At 38.0% G+C, this 16,963-nt stretch carries 15 protein-coding genes; 11 read left to right on the top strand and 4 right to left on the bottom strand.

Annotated features, from left to right (window positions below):
* Positions 1-93: 93 nt before the first annotated feature.
* From AEQU1_RS11855 to AEQU1_RS11840, 4 genes are all read right to left on the bottom strand, one after another.
* The gene (locus AEQU1_RS11855) at positions 94-795 is read right to left on the bottom strand and encodes an ABC transporter ATP-binding protein (protein WP_111881372.1); all 702 of its coding nucleotides are present in this window, start codon (positions 793-795) and stop codon (positions 94-96) included.
* Positions 796-989: 194 nt separating this feature from the next.
* Positions 990-1,766 (bottom strand): O-methyltransferase, encoded by a 777-nt coding sequence (locus tag AEQU1_RS11850; RefSeq protein WP_111881370.1) that lies wholly within the window; start codon positions 1,764-1,766, stop codon positions 990-992.
* Between the two features lie 81 nt (positions 1,767-1,847).
* Complete coding sequence (locus tag AEQU1_RS11845) at positions 1,848-3,719, bottom strand: ABC-F family ATP-binding cassette domain-containing protein (protein WP_111881362.1); 1,872 nt, start codon at positions 3,717-3,719, stop codon at positions 1,848-1,850.
* Positions 3,661-4,008 carry a hypothetical protein gene (locus AEQU1_RS11840; RefSeq protein WP_146743748.1) on the bottom strand — a complete coding sequence of 116 codons (348 nt, stop codon included), beginning with the start codon at positions 4,006-4,008 and terminating at the stop codon, positions 3,661-3,663. The genes AEQU1_RS11845 and AEQU1_RS11840 overlap by 59 nt, the downstream gene beginning before the upstream one ends.
* 16 nt (positions 4,009-4,024) lie before the next feature.
* Here AEQU1_RS11840 and AEQU1_RS11835 point away from each other — a divergent pair, with 16 nt between their 5' ends.
* The 11 genes from AEQU1_RS11835 (at position 4,025) to AEQU1_RS11790 (ending at position 16,961) form a co-directional block, all read left to right on the top strand.
* Positions 4,025-4,819, top strand: coding sequence for a polysaccharide biosynthesis/export family protein (locus tag AEQU1_RS11835; RefSeq protein WP_111881360.1), 795 nt, complete (start codon positions 4,025-4,027; stop codon positions 4,817-4,819).
* A 5-nt stretch (positions 4,820-4,824) separates the two neighbouring features.
* Positions 4,825-7,293, top strand: coding sequence for a tyrosine-protein kinase (locus AEQU1_RS11830; protein WP_111881358.1), 2,469 nt, complete (start codon positions 4,825-4,827; stop codon positions 7,291-7,293).
* Between the two features lie 333 nt (positions 7,294-7,626).
* On the top strand, positions 7,627-8,913 hold the full coding sequence (locus tag AEQU1_RS11825) for a nucleotide sugar dehydrogenase (RefSeq protein ID WP_111881355.1): 1,287 nt from the start codon (positions 7,627-7,629) through the stop codon (positions 8,911-8,913).
* A gap of 88 nt (positions 8,914-9,001) precedes the next feature.
* Positions 9,002-9,145: a four helix bundle protein gene (locus AEQU1_RS16385; protein ID WP_309300260.1), complete on the top strand. Its 144-nt coding sequence runs from the start codon at positions 9,002-9,004 to the stop codon at positions 9,143-9,145.
* Positions 9,120-9,305, top strand: coding sequence for a four helix bundle protein (locus tag AEQU1_RS16380; protein WP_309300259.1), 186 nt, complete (start codon positions 9,120-9,122; stop codon positions 9,303-9,305). The genes AEQU1_RS16385 and AEQU1_RS16380 overlap by 26 nt, the downstream gene beginning before the upstream one ends.
* 106 nt (positions 9,306-9,411) lie before the next feature.
* Positions 9,412-10,386: an SDR family oxidoreductase gene (locus AEQU1_RS11815; protein ID WP_111881353.1), complete on the top strand. Its 975-nt coding sequence runs from the start codon at positions 9,412-9,414 to the stop codon at positions 10,384-10,386.
* Between the two features lie 440 nt (positions 10,387-10,826).
* Positions 10,827-12,701 carry a hypothetical protein gene (locus AEQU1_RS11810; RefSeq protein WP_111881351.1) on the top strand — a complete coding sequence of 625 codons (1,875 nt, stop codon included), beginning with the start codon at positions 10,827-10,829 and terminating at the stop codon, positions 12,699-12,701.
* 780 nt (positions 12,702-13,481) lie between these two features.
* Positions 13,482-13,775 carry a GIY-YIG nuclease family protein gene (locus AEQU1_RS11805; protein ID WP_111881350.1) on the top strand — a complete coding sequence of 98 codons (294 nt, stop codon included), beginning with the start codon at positions 13,482-13,484 and terminating at the stop codon, positions 13,773-13,775.
* Between the two features lie 458 nt (positions 13,776-14,233).
* Entirely contained in the window at positions 14,234-15,079 is an 846-nt protein-coding gene (locus tag AEQU1_RS11800) for an ABC transporter permease (protein WP_111881348.1), read from the top strand.
* A 173-nt stretch (positions 15,080-15,252) separates the two neighbouring features.
* Positions 15,253-15,603 carry a four helix bundle protein gene (locus tag AEQU1_RS11795; RefSeq protein WP_111881346.1) on the top strand — a complete coding sequence of 117 codons (351 nt, stop codon included), beginning with the start codon at positions 15,253-15,255 and terminating at the stop codon, positions 15,601-15,603.
* Positions 15,604-15,713: 110 nt separating this feature from the next.
* Positions 15,714-16,961, top strand: coding sequence for an ABC transporter ATP-binding protein (locus AEQU1_RS11790; RefSeq protein WP_111881345.1), 1,248 nt, complete (start codon positions 15,714-15,716; stop codon positions 16,959-16,961).
* Positions 16,962-16,963: the final 2 nt, after the last annotated feature.

Here is a 16,963-nt window from a genome sequence, read left to right as displayed (position 1 = left end):
CCCAACCCACACCACCATACCCAATACCCACACCTCACTACTCACTACTCACTACTCACTACTCACTACTCACTACTCACTACTCACTACTCACTACTCACTACTCACTACTTCCTTCTTAGTATCGCTTTCAACAACTCCATCCCGAAGCCGAATGATTCTATGTGCATTTTCCGCGATTTCCTCTTCGTGGGTTACAAGTATAACGGTGTTACCAGCTTTGTGTATATCATTGAAAAGGTTCATTATTTCTTCCGAAGTCTTTGAATCTAAATTCCCTGTGGGCTCATCAGCTAAAATAATGGAAGGTTTGTTCACCAATGCACGTCCTACAGCCACACGCTGCCTTTGTCCGCCTGAAAGTTGATTGGGTTTGTGATCCATTCTGTCCGCAAGACCAACATCTGTCAATACTTGTTTAGCGCGTTCGGTACGTTCACTTTTTGAAGCGCCTGCATAAATCATTGGCAGTGCCACATTTTCAAGGGCAGTGGTGCGGGGCAGAAGGTTAAAAGTTTGAAAAACGAAGCCGATTTCTTTGTTTCTAATTTCGGCCAATTCATCATCGGTCATATTGCTAACGTCTTTTCCGTTAAGTTCATAACTGCCGGAAGTAGGCGTGTCCAAACATCCCAAAAGGTTCATCAGTGTTGATTTTCCAGAACCAGAAGGTCCCATTAATGCTACGTATTCACCGCGCTCAATATCAAGATCGATTCCTTTTAAAACTTTAACTATTTCATTTCCAAGTGGAAAATCTCTAGTGATATTTCGAATTTTTATAACTAAACTCATATTCGTTTTTCAGTGTGCTTTATAGGACGCAAAGGTACGTGGGTTGTTACAGATTTAGCTTAAAGCTCAAAGTTAAAAGTTAAAAGTGAAAAGGAATTAGCGGAAAATTAATTTTAAACTTCGCACTTCCAACTTTGTATTTCGTATTTCCAACTTCATACTTCCAACTTCATACTTCCAACTTCTTACTTCCATCAACCAACTCGTATTACAAAATGTTGCTTCGGTTGTTCTTTTCTAAAAAAGACCATTCCCCATTGAAAAGTGTCGATGCTAACAGTAACATTTTCGTCCGCTATTATTTGTTGCCAAGCGGCCGTCATATCTTTGCTCCAGTAAATATCGTCAAAAATTAGTACGGAATCATTGTGCACATTTTTTAAAAGCGATTTAAAATAGCCTAAAGTCCGTTCGCCATTGTGGTCGCCATCTATAAAAATGAGATCGTATTTTTCTAAAACATTGGCTGCAAGAAAGTCTTTAAAAACTTTTTGGTGGATTTCAATATTATGCAGATTGAATTTTTCAAAATTATCCTGTGCCTTTCTTAATGTATTGGGACAACCCTCCACAGTGTGGATAGCGGCAAATTCATTTGAAACAGAAAGAGCTACAGTTCCAAGCCCCAGTGAAGTGCCCAGTTCCAAAATATTTTCACTTTTAAAATAGGAAGCTAATCGGAAGAGCATTTTTTGCCGCTTCTTTTTCATCCCTGCATTTTTTACAACTGACGAAACTTTGCGGGCATTACCTTTAAAGACTCGCGAACCTTGACCAAAATCCTTCATTTCAATCATTGAAGGATCGCTTCGTAATGCTTTTCGGTAGGATTTTAAAATATGATATTCAGGATATTTGGTTTTATCGTTGAAACATTTTGTCACCAAATCATAAACAAAAGGCGAATGGACGCCGTGCTTGTTTTTTGAAAGCCGAACAAATTTTATATAGCTTTTTGATTGGTGAATCATTTTTTTATAGCTGTATACTTTAGGCAAAAATACAAATTCTATATATCTAATACTTACTGCCTATAGCCTATTGCTTGAAGCTTATTGCCCCATTTTTGCTGACAATTCAAACCAACGCTCGGTTTGTTTTTCAATTTTATCTATAATTTCCTGAAGTTTTATTGATTGTTTGTCAATTTCTGCTCCATCCCAGTTTTCGGTGGCGAATTTATTTTGAAGCTCCTCTCTATTTTTTTCCAGGTTCGCTATTTCCTTTTCCAGTTTGTTGTATTCCTTTTGCTCGTTGTAATTTAGTTTTGCAGGACTTGAATCTTGCTTCCAATCTTTTTTAGCCTTAGGTGCTGTCTCACTAGCCTCACGTTTTTCTTGAATGTTGCTATCTTCATAAACCCTAAAATCTGAATAATTTCCTGGAAAATCTTCTACTTCCGCATTTCCTCTGAAAACAAAAAGGTGATCCACAATTTTATCCATAAAATAACGGTCGTGACTCACTACTAGCAGACAGCCAGGAAAATCTAAAAGAAAACTTTCCAAAACATTTAGGGTAACAATATCAAGATCGTTTGTAGGCTCATCAAGAATTAGAAAGTTTGGATTTTTGATTAAAACGGTACATAAGTAAAGACGTTTGCGTTCTCCACCGCTCAGTTTTTCAACAAAGTCATATTGCTTTTTGGGATCAAAGAGAAAACGCTCCAAAAGCTGCGAAGCAGAAATCTGTCGTCCTTTTTTCAATGGAATGTAATCCCCATATTCACGAATTACGTCAATCACTTTCTGCCCATCTTTAATGTTGATTCCAGCTTGGGTGTAATAACCAAATTGAACCGTTTCACCTACAACAACCTTTCCCGAATCTGGTTTTAAGGCCCCGGTTAAAATATTTAAAAACGTAGATTTTCCGGTTCCATTTTTTCCAATAATTCCAACCCGTTCGCCGCGATTGAAGTTGTATTCAAATTTGTCTAGCAGTAATTTATCGCCAAACGATTTTGATATTTTATGCAACTCCACCACTTTGGTGCCCATACGCTCCATGTTCAGTTCTAGTTGTACTTGGTGATCGTTACGGCGTTTACTTGCACGATCCTTTATTTCGTGGAAATCGTCAATACGGCTTTTACTTTTGGTAGTTCGTGCTTTGGGTTGGCGGCGCATCCAATCCAATTCCTTTTTAAATAGTTGTTTTGCTTTCCCAGTTTCGGTGACTTCGTTTTCTATACGAGCATCGCGCTTTTCAAGGTAATAGCTATAGTTTCCTTTATAACTGTAAAGAACTCCTTCATCCAATTCCACAATTTCGTTGCAGACGCGTTCCAGAAAATACCGGTCGTGCGTAACCATAAATAGGGTGAAATTTTCCTTGGCGAAAAGATTTTCCAGCCACTCTATCATTTCAAGATCTAAATGGTTGGTAGGCTCATCCATTATTAATAAATCAGGCTTGGTTAGAAGCGCATTCGCCAAAGCCAAACGTTTTTTCTGTCCGCCGCTGAGCGTGGAAACCTTTGCGTGCAAATCTTCCATTTTCAGTTTAAACAGAATCTGCTTGTAACGCGTTTCAAAATCCCAAGCGTGATGAGCATCCATCGCGTCGAAAGCTTTGTGATAGGCTTCGGAATCGTCCGGATTTTCAATGGCGTGTTCGTAAGCCTCAATTATTTTCAGGATTGGATTATCTGAAGAAAAAATTGTTTGCTCCACAGTTAATTTTGGATCCAAATCTGGTTCCTGTGGGAGATAGGCTATTTTTAAACCTTTTCTGAATACTACATTACCGGTATCTGCTTTGTCATTTCCGGCAATTATATTTAGAAGGGAGGTTTTCCCCGTTCCATTTTTAGCTACGAAGCCTATTTTTTGTCCTTCGTTTACTCCGAAGGAAATATTTTCAAACAAAACCCGCATCCCGAAGGATTTGGAGATATTTTCTACTGAAAGGTAATTCACGGTTTAGATTTTCGGCAAAAGTACTGTAAATGTTTAATGAATAATGATTAATGAATAATTTGTTGGGAAGATTTGGTTGGTTTGGGACTGTGGATGGTATCCATGTTATGGATTCTGTTGCTACTATTGTTTTTATTTTTATTTTGCTGTTCTTGGATTTCAGGTTTGAAGCCTTGAACCTTGAACCTTGAACCATTCTTTTCTCTCTATTCTTTGTTCTATTTTCTAAAAACCCCGCTTTCCCGAAAATATGTTTCATTATTAAATACGTTACTTTATATTTGTCCATTAACAACCCTATCTTTATGAAGCTTACGTATGTATTGCTGTTTTTAATTGTCGCCTTGTGCGCCACTTCGTGTGTAACCACCAAGCAACTTACTTATCTACAAGAAAACACCAGTAATACAGATACATTAGCACTTTTAAGAAAAAGACAGGAACCATATCGACTTCAAATAAACGATTTATTGAGTATTCGCGTAAAGGCCTTGGACCAAGAGACTGTGGGTATTTTTAATCCTATTAGCGATGCCAACCCGAATGCTACGGGAGAGGAAAGATTGTATTATGACGGTTTTGTGGTAGATGATCACGGCAACATCCGTATCCCTAGTTTAGGCGAAATGAATGTTTTGGGTTATACCGTTGATGAGGTTCGGGAAAAGCTGGAAGAACGCTTATTGCAAGATTATTTTAAAGCGGAAGCAAATGTTTTTGTAACGGTTAAACTGGCAGGAATCCGTTATACTATTAATGGAGAAATTGGCGGTCCGGGTTCCAGAATAATTTACCGTGACCAAGTAAGCATTATGGAAGCTATAGCCAATAGTGGCGATATAACTCTTACGGGAGATAGAAGTGATGTTGTGATTATTCGCCAATATCCTGCGGGGCAGAAAGTACATCATATAGATCTTACCAAGCTTGACGCGATGAACTCGCCCTATTACTACGTAAAACCGAATGACCTGATTTTAATTAATCCGCTACCACAAAAATCTTTGGGTACTGGAACCACAGGTCTACAGTCATTCACAACAATTATTTCCATAACCACAGCCTTGGTTACAACAATATTGTTGTTCACCCGATTATAGAAAATATGAGCGAGGAATTCGAAATAAACGAAACCCATACTACCTTTGATTTTAAAGGTTTTCTCTTTAAGCTTTTACGCCACTGGCCGTTATTTCTTATTTCCTTGGCAATTGCTTTTTCAATTGCTTATTACGTTAATGTTCGCAAATTACCCATATACCAAATGGAAAACTTGGTTTCCATCAAGGATGACCAAAACCCTTTTTTTACAACCAATACAAGTTTAACCTTCAATTGGGGTGGCACTACCGATAAAGTAAATACAGCCGTTATTATCCTGCAATCCCGATCGCATAACGAAAAAGTTGTGGAGAGGCTGCAATATTATATGAGCTATCTACGCGAGGGAAAATATCAACAAGTTGATGCATATAAACAAACGCCATTTTTTGTGGAAGTTGATACTACAAAACCGCAAATGCTTAACCAGCAAATAAAAGTGGTTTTTAAGGATTCAGTAAATTTCAATTTAAGTGTTGCCTTTGAAGACGCCAGAAATATTCCACTTCAAAATTATGCCACAAAGGAAAAATATAGCAAGTTTGTGGATGCAGGTGAATTTTCTAAAGATTTCAAAATAGGGCAGCCTATATCCTTACCTTTTTTTAATGGAACATTTATGCCGAATCCCGATGTGGTCTCAAAACCGGGAACGCCATATTATATTGTTTTTAGGAATTATGACGGTATCGTAAAAAAATATCTCAACATCCGCGTTGATCCCGATAGCAAAGGGTCTTCGGTTTTAAAAATGAGGCTTACCGGAGATAACAAGGCTAAATTGGTGGATTATTTAAACACTTCTGTAGAAGTGCTCAGTGAAGATATGCTGGAACGCAAGAACCTGTTCGCCACCAAAACCATTAAATTCATCGATAGCAGTCTTGCCATAAAATCTACGGAGCTTTCCAATGTGGAAGATGAGCTTAATAAATTCAAAAATAAAAATGCCATCTTTGACCTTCAAAGTGAGGGTTCGGAAATAAACTCAAAACTTAACGGATTAGACCTTCGGAAAGAATCAGTTAATCGTGAACTGAACTATTTTAATACGTTGCAGGATTATCTTATAAACCGCTCCGATTACAGAGATGTACCTGCGCCATCAGTGGCGGGTATTTCTGAGGCTAGTATTGTGAGTGGTGTTGGAAAAATAGTAGCTCTCGCTCAAGAGCGGAACAAACTTCAATATTCCTTTAAGGAAGGCGCACCTATTTTCAATGACATTGATAGACAGATTGACGCTGTTAAGGCGGTTTTACTTGAAAATATACGCTCCTCAAAAAGTCTAAAAAACCAAGAGCTCAGTTCTATTAATAGCGATATAGGTCGTTACGAAGGTGAAATTAGAAAACTGCCCAAAGAGCAACAGGATCTTCTAAATATTGAGCGTCGTTACAATCTAAGCCAAGGCACTTACAACCTGTTTTTGGCAAAACGCAGTGAGGCAGGTTTGGTAAAGGCCGCCAATGTTAGTGATGTAATGATTATAGATTCCGCTAAAGATACAGGCGGTGGCCAAATAGGCCCCAATACGCAATTAAACTATATGATGGCAGGTCTTCTTGGGCTTTTCATTCCCTTATTGTTTGTCTTTGTGCGGGTGTTCTTTGATACTAAAATCAGTAATGTCAAAGAGTTGGAGCGAATTACGCCCATTCCATTGCTTGGTATTCTTGGTAAAAGCCATATGGATAATAACCTTGTTGTAATTAATAAGCCTAAATCAGCAATTGCTGAAGCATTCAGGGCACTGCGATCCAGTTTGCAATTTATTTATAAAAAACAGGGAATAAAAGGAGCGAAGACAGTGCTTGTAACAAGTTCGGTAAGCGGGGAAGGAAAAACCTTCTGCTCCATCAACCTTGCTTCTGTTTTTGCTTTAAGTGAGAAAAAAACAGTATTGGTCGGTCTAGACCTAAGAAAGCCTAAAATCTTTGGAGATTTCAATATAAATAATTCCATAGGGGTTGTGAACTATCTTATTAATGAAGTAAATGTTGATGACATAATTAGTAAGACTGAAATTGAATATCTGGACGTAATTCCTTCTGGACCAATCCCTCCGAATCCATCGGAACTTTTAATCAGCGAAAAACTTGATGAACTTATAGACAAACTAAAAGATCGGTATGACTATATTATTCTAGATTCACCCCCATTGGGTCTTGTGTCAGACTCATTGGAATTGATGAAACATGCAGACGCAACGCTCTATATGGCGCGCTTCAACTATACCCATAAAAATATGTTCACTTTCGTCAACGAAAAATACAAGACCGGGGAAGTGAAACACATTAGCATAGTACTTAACGATTATGTAGAAAAATCAGGCAGAGGCTACGGATATGGCTATGGTTACGGCTACGGTTATGGTTATGGTGGGTATGGAAACTACGGAAATGGGTATCACGAAAATGCAAAACCGCCCACACTTTTAGATAGGGTGAAGAAGGTTTTAAGGAAGAAATAACATCTCCCCCAAATCCCTTCACTTCAAGAGGCTCAGTGCAGCGCTTCGAAGAGGGGGCTTTTTATTTCTGCCTACAAACTCTAAAGTTCATCCAAATCAATTCCTCCATTTGAAGGCGATGTGCTGAGCCTGTCGAAGTTGAGGCTGGAGGATGTTATTCACAAACTGCAATGTAAATCCAAAACCTCCTGCATTTAAAAGCGATGGGCTGCAGGCTGGCAGGGATGTTTATTTAGCCAAATTTAACACTCCTTATTTCGATAAAACCCTTAATTTTGCCGACCAAAGAAACACATTGCCCCTAACTAACCACAGAAAAATAGCATCAATAGAATGAAACAAAACCCTACAATCGCAATCATAGGTCTTGGCTACGTAGGCTTACCCCTTGCTGCAGCCTTTTCGGAAAAGTATAAAGTAATCGGTTTTGATATCAATTCAAAAAGAATCCAGCAATTGCAACAAGGGATTGATAATACGCTGGAACTTTCTTCGGAAGAATTAAAAAAAGCGTTGCAGCAAACCGAGAATTCAGGGCTTATCGTTACCGATGATTCTTCAATAATGGCGAATGCAACAGTATATATTGTTACTGTACCAACACCCACCAATAAATACAATCAACCCGTTTTGATTCCGCTTCAAAAAGCGAGTGAAACTATAGGTATAATACTAAAGGAGGGCGACGTGGTAATCTACGAATCTACGGTCTATCCTGGCGTAACGGAAGATATTTGTGTTCCTATTTTAGAGGAACATTCAAACCTTACTTTTAATAAGAATTTCTTTGCTGGCTATTCGCCAGAGCGAATCAATCCAGGCGACAAGCAACATACGGTTACAAAAATTTTAAAGGTAACTTCTGGCTCCACACCAGAATCTGCTAAATATATTGATGATCTATATGCGTCCATCATAACTGCGGGAACGCATTTGGCTCCATCTATTAAAGTTGCCGAAGCAGCAAAGGTGATCGAAAATTCACAACGCGATATCAACATTGCCTTTGTAAACGAGCTTTCCAAAATTTTTCGCCTTTTGAATATTGATACTCAAGATGTTTTGGAAGCTGCGGCTACCAAGTGGAATTTTTTAAAATTCACGCCAGGACTCGTTGGCGGCCATTGTATAGGAGTTGATCCCTATTATTTGGCGCAAAAAGCCCAGGAAGAAGGTTATAACCCAGAGATTATTTTGGCGGGAAGAAGGATGAACGACGGCATGGGTAATTATGTGGCTCAGGAAGTTGTTAAGCTTATGATTGGTAAAGATTGTAAAGTAAAGGGCGGCAACGTGTTGGTGATGGGCATTACCTTTAAGGAAAACTGTCCCGATATTAGGAACAGTAAGGTAATAGATGTAATTGAAGAACTTCAGAAATACAATCTGAATATAGATGTATACGATCCATGGGCCAATGCAGATGAGGTGAAAAGTGAGTTCGGGCTTTCGCTTATTTCAGAAGAGGCAAGTTTGAAAAAGAACTATGATGCTATCGTTTTAACAGTTTCACATAAAGAATTTTCGAAAATTGACATAGCCCAATTTAAGGCTGGCGCCTGTGTAGTTTTCGATGTGAAAGCTTTTTTTGATAAGAGTACAATTGATGGAAGATTGTAGCTATTTATGAGTAGTGAGAATTGAGAATTGAGAAGTGAGAAGAGAAATGGATAATTTGAAAATTTGTTTTACCATTAATGCATAAATAATGGACCATAAAGAGCTGGATGTTTGGAAAAAGAGCATGGATTTAGTGGAATTAATATATTCACTAACTTCTTCATTTCCTATATCAGAACGTTTTGGTTTAACTTCACAGATGCGAAGTGCGGCTGTTTCAAATACCATCTAATATAGCAGAGGATAGTGCAAGAAAAAGTAGTAAAGAGTTATTGCAATTTTTGAATATTTCACTCGGCTCGCTTGCAGAGTTAGAAACCCAATATATAATTGCCATAAGGTTAGACTTTATTTTACAGAACAGGCAAGCCGAGAAATTGATGGACGATTAAAAACGCCTACTTTTAGGATATAGAAATTACATAAAGAAAAAATCCTAAACAGCGCAATCTTCTAACTTTTCACATCTCACGTCTCACTAATAAGAATAATAATTATATGAAAACTCAAAAATATCACACTCAAGACCTTTCAAAATTAAATTTCCTTATAACCGGCGGCGCTGGCTTTATTGGCTCCAACCTTGTTGCATATTTGCTTGAAAACAACGCTAAAAAAGTACGGGTGCTGGACAATCTCGCTACTGGGTTTATGAAGAACCTTGCCGCTTTTCAAAACAATCCGAGTTTTGAGTTTATGGAAGGCGATATCCGCGATTTGGAAACCTGTAAAAAGGCAATGGAGGGTATAGACTATGTTTCACATCAAGCTGCATTAGGCTCGGTGCCCCGTTCCATTAATGACCCACTTACTTCCAACGCAGTGAATGTTACGGGTTTTCTGAATATGCTTGTAGCTCAAAAGGAAAGCAAAACAGTAAAGCGTTTTGTATATGCTGCATCCAGTTCTACCTATGGCGACAGTAAAACCCTTCCAAAACAAGAAGAAAATATTGGCAAACCTTTGTCTCCCTATGCCGTTACAAAATTGGTTAATGAGTTATACGCCGATGTATTCCATAAAACCTACGGCACGCAAACCATCGGTCTGCGCTACTTCAACGTGTTTGGTCCAAACCAAAGTCCTACGGGAGCTTACGCTGCGGTAATTCCATTATTTATGCAAGCGCTAAAAGACGAAAAAGCACCAACTGTGAACGGTGATGGCAAACAAACTCGCGACTTTACCTTTGTCCAAAATGCGGTTCAAGCTAACGTGCGTGCCTTTTTTGCAAAGGAGGAAGCGGTAAACGAAGTTTTCAATGTGGCCTATGGCGATAGAATAAGCTTGAATACATTATGGAGCGATCTACAAACCATTTCCGGTAAAAATTTGAAAGCCATTTACGGACCAGACCGCAAGGGTGATGTACGCGATTCTCTAGCCAATATTGATAAAGCGAAAAACCTTTTGGGTTATGATCCTTTATTTTCTGTAAAGGATGGATTGGAGATTACTTGGAATAAATTTTAATGAATCGTCATCGCGGAGGTAGAGAAGCAGTCTCGTGAGTTAAGGTTCCATTAAGAATATTAGCTAAAGTAAAGCAGATTACTTTGTTATTTTCTCCCTCTAAACAACAACGGAAAACCGACAACTGAAAATCAACAACCCACAACATTTTTTTTCTTCCCCAAACCATTTTTTGGAAGAAATTTTCCTCATTTTGTAAATTTTCACACTGTTAAAGTTTCAATTAGCTACAATTGAATCATTTAGAAATAGGTGGTTTCCTACATATAAAATTCGTTTATCGAAATTTAAAAACATCTTAACGGATTTTTTAAGTATTTTTTAACAAAACCTCTACAACCTTAAGTATACCTTATAAAATTTGCATTTAGTATGCGGGTTTTATATTATTGTTTCGCCCCTTTGAGTTAATAATAACCTTATTAATTAAACATTTTTCAATGAAAAAAATGTACACTCCTCAAAGTTGCGCTTTACTTTTTTGCTTCCTTTTATCTCTTTTTTCTTTTAATGTTTTTTCGCAGGTCGGTATTGGAACCACAAACCCGAATCCGAATGCACTTTTGGATTTAGATGCCTCTACCACTTCTGGAGGTTTACTTTTACCGCGTTTATCATTAGCGGCTACTAATAGCTTTGCTCCATTAACAGCGAATGTAGCAGGGATGGTAGTTTATAATACTTCTACAGGGGGTATTGCGCCAAACAATGTAACCCCAGGATATTATTATAATGATGGGACAGGATGGGTGCGCGTGGGTGTGGCTAGTGTCGACTGGAGTATACTAGGGAATGCCGGTACTAATGCGACAAATAACTTTATTGGTACAACAGATAATCAACCTTTAACATTTAGAGTAAACAATTCAGAACGAATGGGTATTTTAACTAATGGTAATGTTGGGATGGGTGGTTATTATGGTAATGTAAAATTGAATATTACCGGAGGTACTAACGATTATGGTGTTTTTAGTACTGTAACTAGAAGTGGTGCGCAGGCAATTTATGCCAGTACCAATCAGAGCGATGGCTTGGGTATTATGGCTACGAATTCAAATACAAGTTCCAGTACTGGAATTGTAGGTATTGGAAATAACTCTGGAACATATGCTACGGGTAGTTTAGGAACTGGTATAGCCGGTACTGCTGCCGAAAATGGTTATGGTGTAATGGGATCACATTTTAATGGTACTAATACTAATCGATTTGGTGTTTTAGGTACTCCTTTGTATGGAGTTGGCAGTAATTTTGGTGCAAATAATTTTGGATATATGAATTCTGAAACAGAAGGATTATATACACAAAGAAATAATAATAATTATGCAATTTTAGCTAGTTATGATAACTTTTATGATGAAAATTTTGGAATAATGGCTTCTGCGAGTGGAGGCACTTATAATACGGGTTTGATTGTTCTTTCTGGTGAAACGGTAATATCTGCACATTTAGGAGCCAATAATAATAACCCCCAATTACCAAGAGGATATAATGGATCCATATTTTTACAGCGAACTGTAAATTTAGGGGGGGCTGGTAATCGTGGCAGAATATATTTCTCAGTAGGTAATGCAGACTGGTATATTAATTCAAGTGGAGCGGGTGATTATTCAGAATATTTTAAAACAAGTGACAGAACACTTGGCGTGGGTGAGATAGTAGCTATGGATACAAATAATGCGAGTGGCGTAAGAAGGGCCCGGCCAAGTGATGTATCAAAAACCGTAGGTATTGTCTCCATAGGGGGAACAAGAAATAATGACAACATTGGAGGCACAAGAGGAGGTGACCCCAATTATGTAAATGTAGGGCTTTTGGGGCAGGTGCCAGTTTTAGTTACTGTAGAAAATGGAAATATCAAACCAGGCGACCCACTAACTCTTTCAAAAACATATAGGGGAAGAGCGGTTAAAGCCACTGAAGCCTGTCGCATTATAGGCTATGCGCTAACGAGTTTTCCTTATGTTAGCGGAGAACAAAGTTATGAAACTGATATTAACGGCACAGATAAGTTAAAGCTTAGAGATAATCACGTGATGTGCTATGTAAATCCGGTGTGGTATGAACCTGCGGATGAAAACTTGGGTGACGGAATTGAAATTCTCCCATCCGAAAGCGCCTTTGATATGGACGCCAGAGTAAGTTCAGAACTAGAAGCTGAAAATCCAAAAAAGGGCTTAATACGCGATAGACCAAATTTTGGTTCAAACAAGCAAGAAATGGTGCTTAAAACTGTCGATAATTCAAGTGAAGTTAAATTAGAAAAACATCAAGAGGAATTGAATTCAAATGATGAAAATGCTAAAGATAGAAACTAAACTATCTAGTTTATTGAAAATTTTACTAATGCACAACAACTTGGAATTAAAATAAGTAATAAGAATTCCACACTACTAATTTGTGCTGATGATGTGTCGTCCTAAATAATCGATACAGATTATTGAATAAAAATAATTAATTAAACACCTGCATAGCATAGGCTTTGCGGGTTTTTTATTACTGACATTTTGTGCCACTGTCAGTTCTAGTGTTTTTCAATGCAGCGATAGCGGAGTTGAAAAATGCGCTGTACTGAGCTTGTCGAAGTATATCGAGAACGACTTCAACGACGCAACCCCTAACTCGGTCTCGATACAAATTTGAATCCGCTGTCGCTCCCTCAAATTCACTCGACTTGACATTCCGTTGCTTTATTTTAAATCCACTCGACTTGACAGCAATACTAAATTGTCAGTTCGAGTGTTCGCCGAGGCACGAGGGCGAACGTATCGAGAACGTTTTTTTAGTTTGGAAGCTTCAACTCAGTCTCGATACAAATTTAAGCTCGGCTATCGCCTCCCTCAAATTCACTCGACTTGACAATCCATAACCCGGTCTCGATACAAATTTAAAATTGGCTGCTGCCTCTTTTAAATCCACTCGACCTGACAGCAGAGATACACTTGTCAGTTCAAGTGTTTTTTATTTTGCAGCGATAGCAGAATAAAAAAACCTACCCCATGTCAGTTCGAGTGTTTTTTGTGAAGCGCAGCGGAACAAAAAATGTATCGAGAACGGCTTTTCAAGAAAATCATCAATTTTTTTCATAATTTCATAATATGAAAACCTATTACGTATACATCCTTTCCTGTTCAGATGGTTCATACTATACTGGTGTTACCTCCAATTTAACACAACGATTGGAGGATCATCAGCACAAAAAGCATTTAAACAGTTATACTTCCTCCAGATTACCTGTAGAATTAGCATATTATTGCACTTTTACGGAAATAACGATTGCTATTGCCACAGAAAAACAGATCAAAAAATGGTCTCGAGCAAAAAAAGAAGCTTTGATAAATGAGGAGTATGATTTACTTCCTAATCTTGCCAAAAAGAAATTTAAGAAATAGGGTCTCGATACAAATTTAAGCTCGCTGCCGCTCCCTTAAATTCACTCGACCTGACAGGAGAATTACTTATGTCAGTTCGAGTGTTCGCCGAGGCACGAGGTGAACGTATCGAGATTGGTTTTGTAGTTTGGAAGCTTCAACTCAGTCTCGATACAAATTTAAGCTCGGCTATCGCCTCCCTCAAATTCACTCGACTTAACATTTCGTTGCTTTATTTCAAATTCACTCGACTTGACAGCAATACTACCATTGTCAGTTCGAGTGTTCGCCGAGGCACAGGGTGAACGTATCGAAAACGACTTAAAATACTAGAGCCTTCAACCCGGTCTCGATACAAATTTAAACTCGCTGTCGCTCTTTTAAATTCACTCGACCTGACAACCGATAACCGATAACAGACAACAGTTAAACCAAATTCCCTATCTTAGCCCTAACAAAAACAAGCCTCTCCCCAAACAATGAAACTGGAAACCAAAATCTATCAAAAAGAAAACAATTTCCATATTGGCAAAATGCTGAAAGAGAGCTTGGCAGACATTGCTAAGTCTCGTTTTTTGTCTTTCCAACTTGCTAAACGGGACATACAGGCCCAGTACCGGCAGAGTTATTTGGGTATTATTTGGGCCTTCGTTACACCTCTAGCCACTGCCTTTGTTTGGATCTTCCTTAACAACTCTGGTACGGTTCGGGTTACTGATACTGGAATTCCCTATCCGGTCTATGCTTTTTCTGGAACCCTTTTATGGTCCATTATGACTGAGGCTATTAATTCGCCTATGAGTAGCACCAATAGTGCTAAGGGCATTTTGTCTAAAATAAATTTCCCAAAGGAAGCCCTAGTTATTTCCGGTATCTATAAGCTGCTGTTTAACAGTTCCATAAAAATAATACTGCTATTGTTTTTTATTTTCTTTTTCGGGGTAGGTTTTCACTGGAGTCTTCTCCTGTTTCCAGTTGCTATATTAGGCGGAATACTTTTTGGAACAACCATCGGGCTATTTATCACCCCTTTGGGAATGCTATATAAGGACATAGGCAGGATGATAAGTTTCGGACTCGGATTTTTAATGTACGTAACCCCCGTGGTCTATGCCATCCCCAAAACCGGCATTATGAAAACCGTAATGGAATTAAACCCTTTTACCCCAATAATATTGACCGCCCGCGATTTGGCAGTAGGAATGACTCCGATATATGGTACCTATTTTTTGATAGTTATTGTTTGCTGTATTCCTTTGCTTTTTATTGCTTTGCTGTTCTATCGAATTTCGATTCCTATTTTAGTGGAACGGATGAGTGCGTAATAGTGAGTCGTGAATAGTGAATAGTGAGTAGGGAATAGTGAGTCTTGAATAGTGAATAGTGAGTAGGGAATAGTGAGTCGTGAATAGTGAGTAGTGAATAGTGAATAGTAAATAGAATTTTGATAACGTCTTACGAATAACGATTCACGACTAACGACAAACGATTAAAGAATATGGATCACAAGGAACTTGATGTTTGGAAAAAAAGCATGGATTTAGTGGAAGTTGTGTATTCAGTAACTATTAACTTTCCAAAAGAAGAGCGCTACGGATTAGCGTCGCAAATGCAAAGAGCGGCCGTTTCTATTCCTTCTAATATTGCTGAAGGGACAGCTCGAAAAAGCAACAAAGAATTATTGCAATTTATTTCAATTGCAATGGGTTCTGCCGCTGAATTGGAAACACAGTATCTTATATCTATTAGGTTAGGCTACAATACTGAAGAAAATAAGATAATGACATTAATTATTGATGTAAAGAAACTACTATTGGGTTTTAGAAATTATATAAGAAATAGTGAATAGTGAATCGTCAAGACTCACGAATAGCGATAACGATTCACGACTCACGACTAACGATTCACGAATAACAATCCACGATTAACGATTCACGACTAACGATTAACGACTCAAGAATGAACGAAGTACTAGTATCCGTCGAAAACCTCTCCAAAAAGTTCTGCAAAGACCTTAAAACCAGCTTATGGTATGGGGTGAAGGATTTGGCTTCTGGACTGAGCGGCAACCGCAACGAGCGGGAATTGCGACCACAAGAGTTTTGGGCGGTGAAGGATATTAGTTTTGAGCTACGCCGCGGGGAATGTTTGGGATTGATAGGCCACAACGGAGCTGGGAAATCTACCTTACTTAAAATATTAAACGGACTTATTAACCCAGATGCGGGGAAGGTGACCATCAAAGGCAGAGTTGGTGCGTTGATAGAGCTCGGTGCCGGTTTTAACCCTATTTTGAGTGGAAGGGAAAACATTTATAACAATGGCGCTATTTTAGGCTTTACCCGAAAGGAGATAGACCAAAAGGTAGAAGAGATTATAGACTTTGCCGAAATACGCGAGTTTATAGATATGCCCGTACAAAACTACAGCAGTGGGATGAAGGTGCGCCTTGGCTTTGCCGTGGCGGCGCAGATGGAGCCGGATGTGTTGATTATTGATGAGGTTTTGGCGGTGGGGGATCTAGGTTTTGTATTAAAATGTTTTAAACAGATAGATACTATTTTACCTAAAACAGCCATTGTTTTTGTTTCACATAGTATGCCAATGGTTTCGCGGATTTGCAATCAAATTATTTTAATGGATAGAGGGGAGTCTGTATTTCAAGGAGAAGAAGTAGGGAAGGCAATTGATCAATATTATAATCGTTTTGCTTCTAATGAAAGAAATATATTATTTGATGATGGACGTATCTCTTTAGAATCAATATCCATAAAAGATGCTGACTATACTGAAAAAAATTTTCCTAAATTAAATTGGGGAAATGATTTAAATTTAATTTTCAAATTCTCCATTAAGAAAAATCTAGATTTCATCCCTTTTTTTAAAATTATATTGGTTGATAAAGAGCAAAGACCTGTAGCACTTTTTGAAGAAAATAACATAGATTCAAATTTGAAAATAGAAAAGAATACTTTAGAGTTTACAGTTTCACATAAAAATTTTCAGTTGTCAAAAGGAGTTTATTCATTAGATATTTTAGTAGCCGAAGGACCGATTCGAGCACCAATATTACGAATGAATGGAATTCTTAATTTTCAAATGCTACATGAAAAAGAAGTTTGGCCTTCATTTCTTTTAGCTTCAAATTTTAGTAGTAATGATTACATTATGATAGATATTATTAAATATAATTTTAATAAAAAATGAAT

The sequence above is a fragment of the Aequorivita sp. CIP111184 genome, assembly GCF_900489465.1.
Taxonomy (GTDB): Bacteria; Bacteroidota; Bacteroidia; order Flavobacteriales; family Flavobacteriaceae; genus Aequorivita.
This window is presented reverse-complemented; position numbering and strand designations above follow the sequence as displayed.

Bases quoted from the DNA above. Each gene is read 5' to 3' on its own strand.
- AEQU1_RS11810 (WP_111881351.1), top strand. From the start codon at position 10,827: ATGAAAAAAATGTACACTCCTCAAAGTTGCGCTTTACTTTTTTGCTTC.
- AEQU1_RS11795 (WP_111881346.1), top strand. From the start codon at position 15,253: ATGGATCACAAGGAACTTGATGTTTGGAAAAAAAGCATGGATTTAGTG.
- AEQU1_RS11815 (WP_111881353.1), top strand. From the start codon at position 9,412: ATGAAAACTCAAAAATATCACACTCAAGACCTTTCAAAATTAAATTTC.
- AEQU1_RS11835 (WP_111881360.1), top strand. From the start codon at position 4,025: ATGAAGCTTACGTATGTATTGCTGTTTTTAATTGTCGCCTTGTGCGCC.
- AEQU1_RS11840 (WP_146743748.1), bottom strand. From the start codon at position 4,008: ATGGACAAATATAAAGTAACGTATTTAATAATGAAACATATTTTCGGG.
- AEQU1_RS11830 (WP_111881358.1), top strand. From the start codon at position 4,825: ATGAGCGAGGAATTCGAAATAAACGAAACCCATACTACCTTTGATTTT.
- AEQU1_RS11790 (WP_111881345.1), top strand. From the start codon at position 15,714: ATGAACGAAGTACTAGTATCCGTCGAAAACCTCTCCAAAAAGTTCTGC.
- AEQU1_RS11800 (WP_111881348.1), top strand. From the start codon at position 14,234: ATGAAACTGGAAACCAAAATCTATCAAAAAGAAAACAATTTCCATATT.
- AEQU1_RS16385 (WP_309300260.1), top strand. From the start codon at position 9,002: ATGGACCATAAAGAGCTGGATGTTTGGAAAAAGAGCATGGATTTAGTG.
- AEQU1_RS11855 (WP_111881372.1), bottom strand. From the start codon at position 795: ATGAGTTTAGTTATAAAAATTCGAAATATCACTAGAGATTTTCCACTT.
- AEQU1_RS11805 (WP_111881350.1), top strand. From the start codon at position 13,482: ATGAAAACCTATTACGTATACATCCTTTCCTGTTCAGATGGTTCATAC.
- AEQU1_RS11850 (WP_111881370.1), bottom strand. From the start codon at position 1,766: ATGATTCACCAATCAAAAAGCTATATAAAATTTGTTCGGCTTTCAAAA.
- AEQU1_RS11825 (WP_111881355.1), top strand. From the start codon at position 7,627: ATGAAACAAAACCCTACAATCGCAATCATAGGTCTTGGCTACGTAGGC.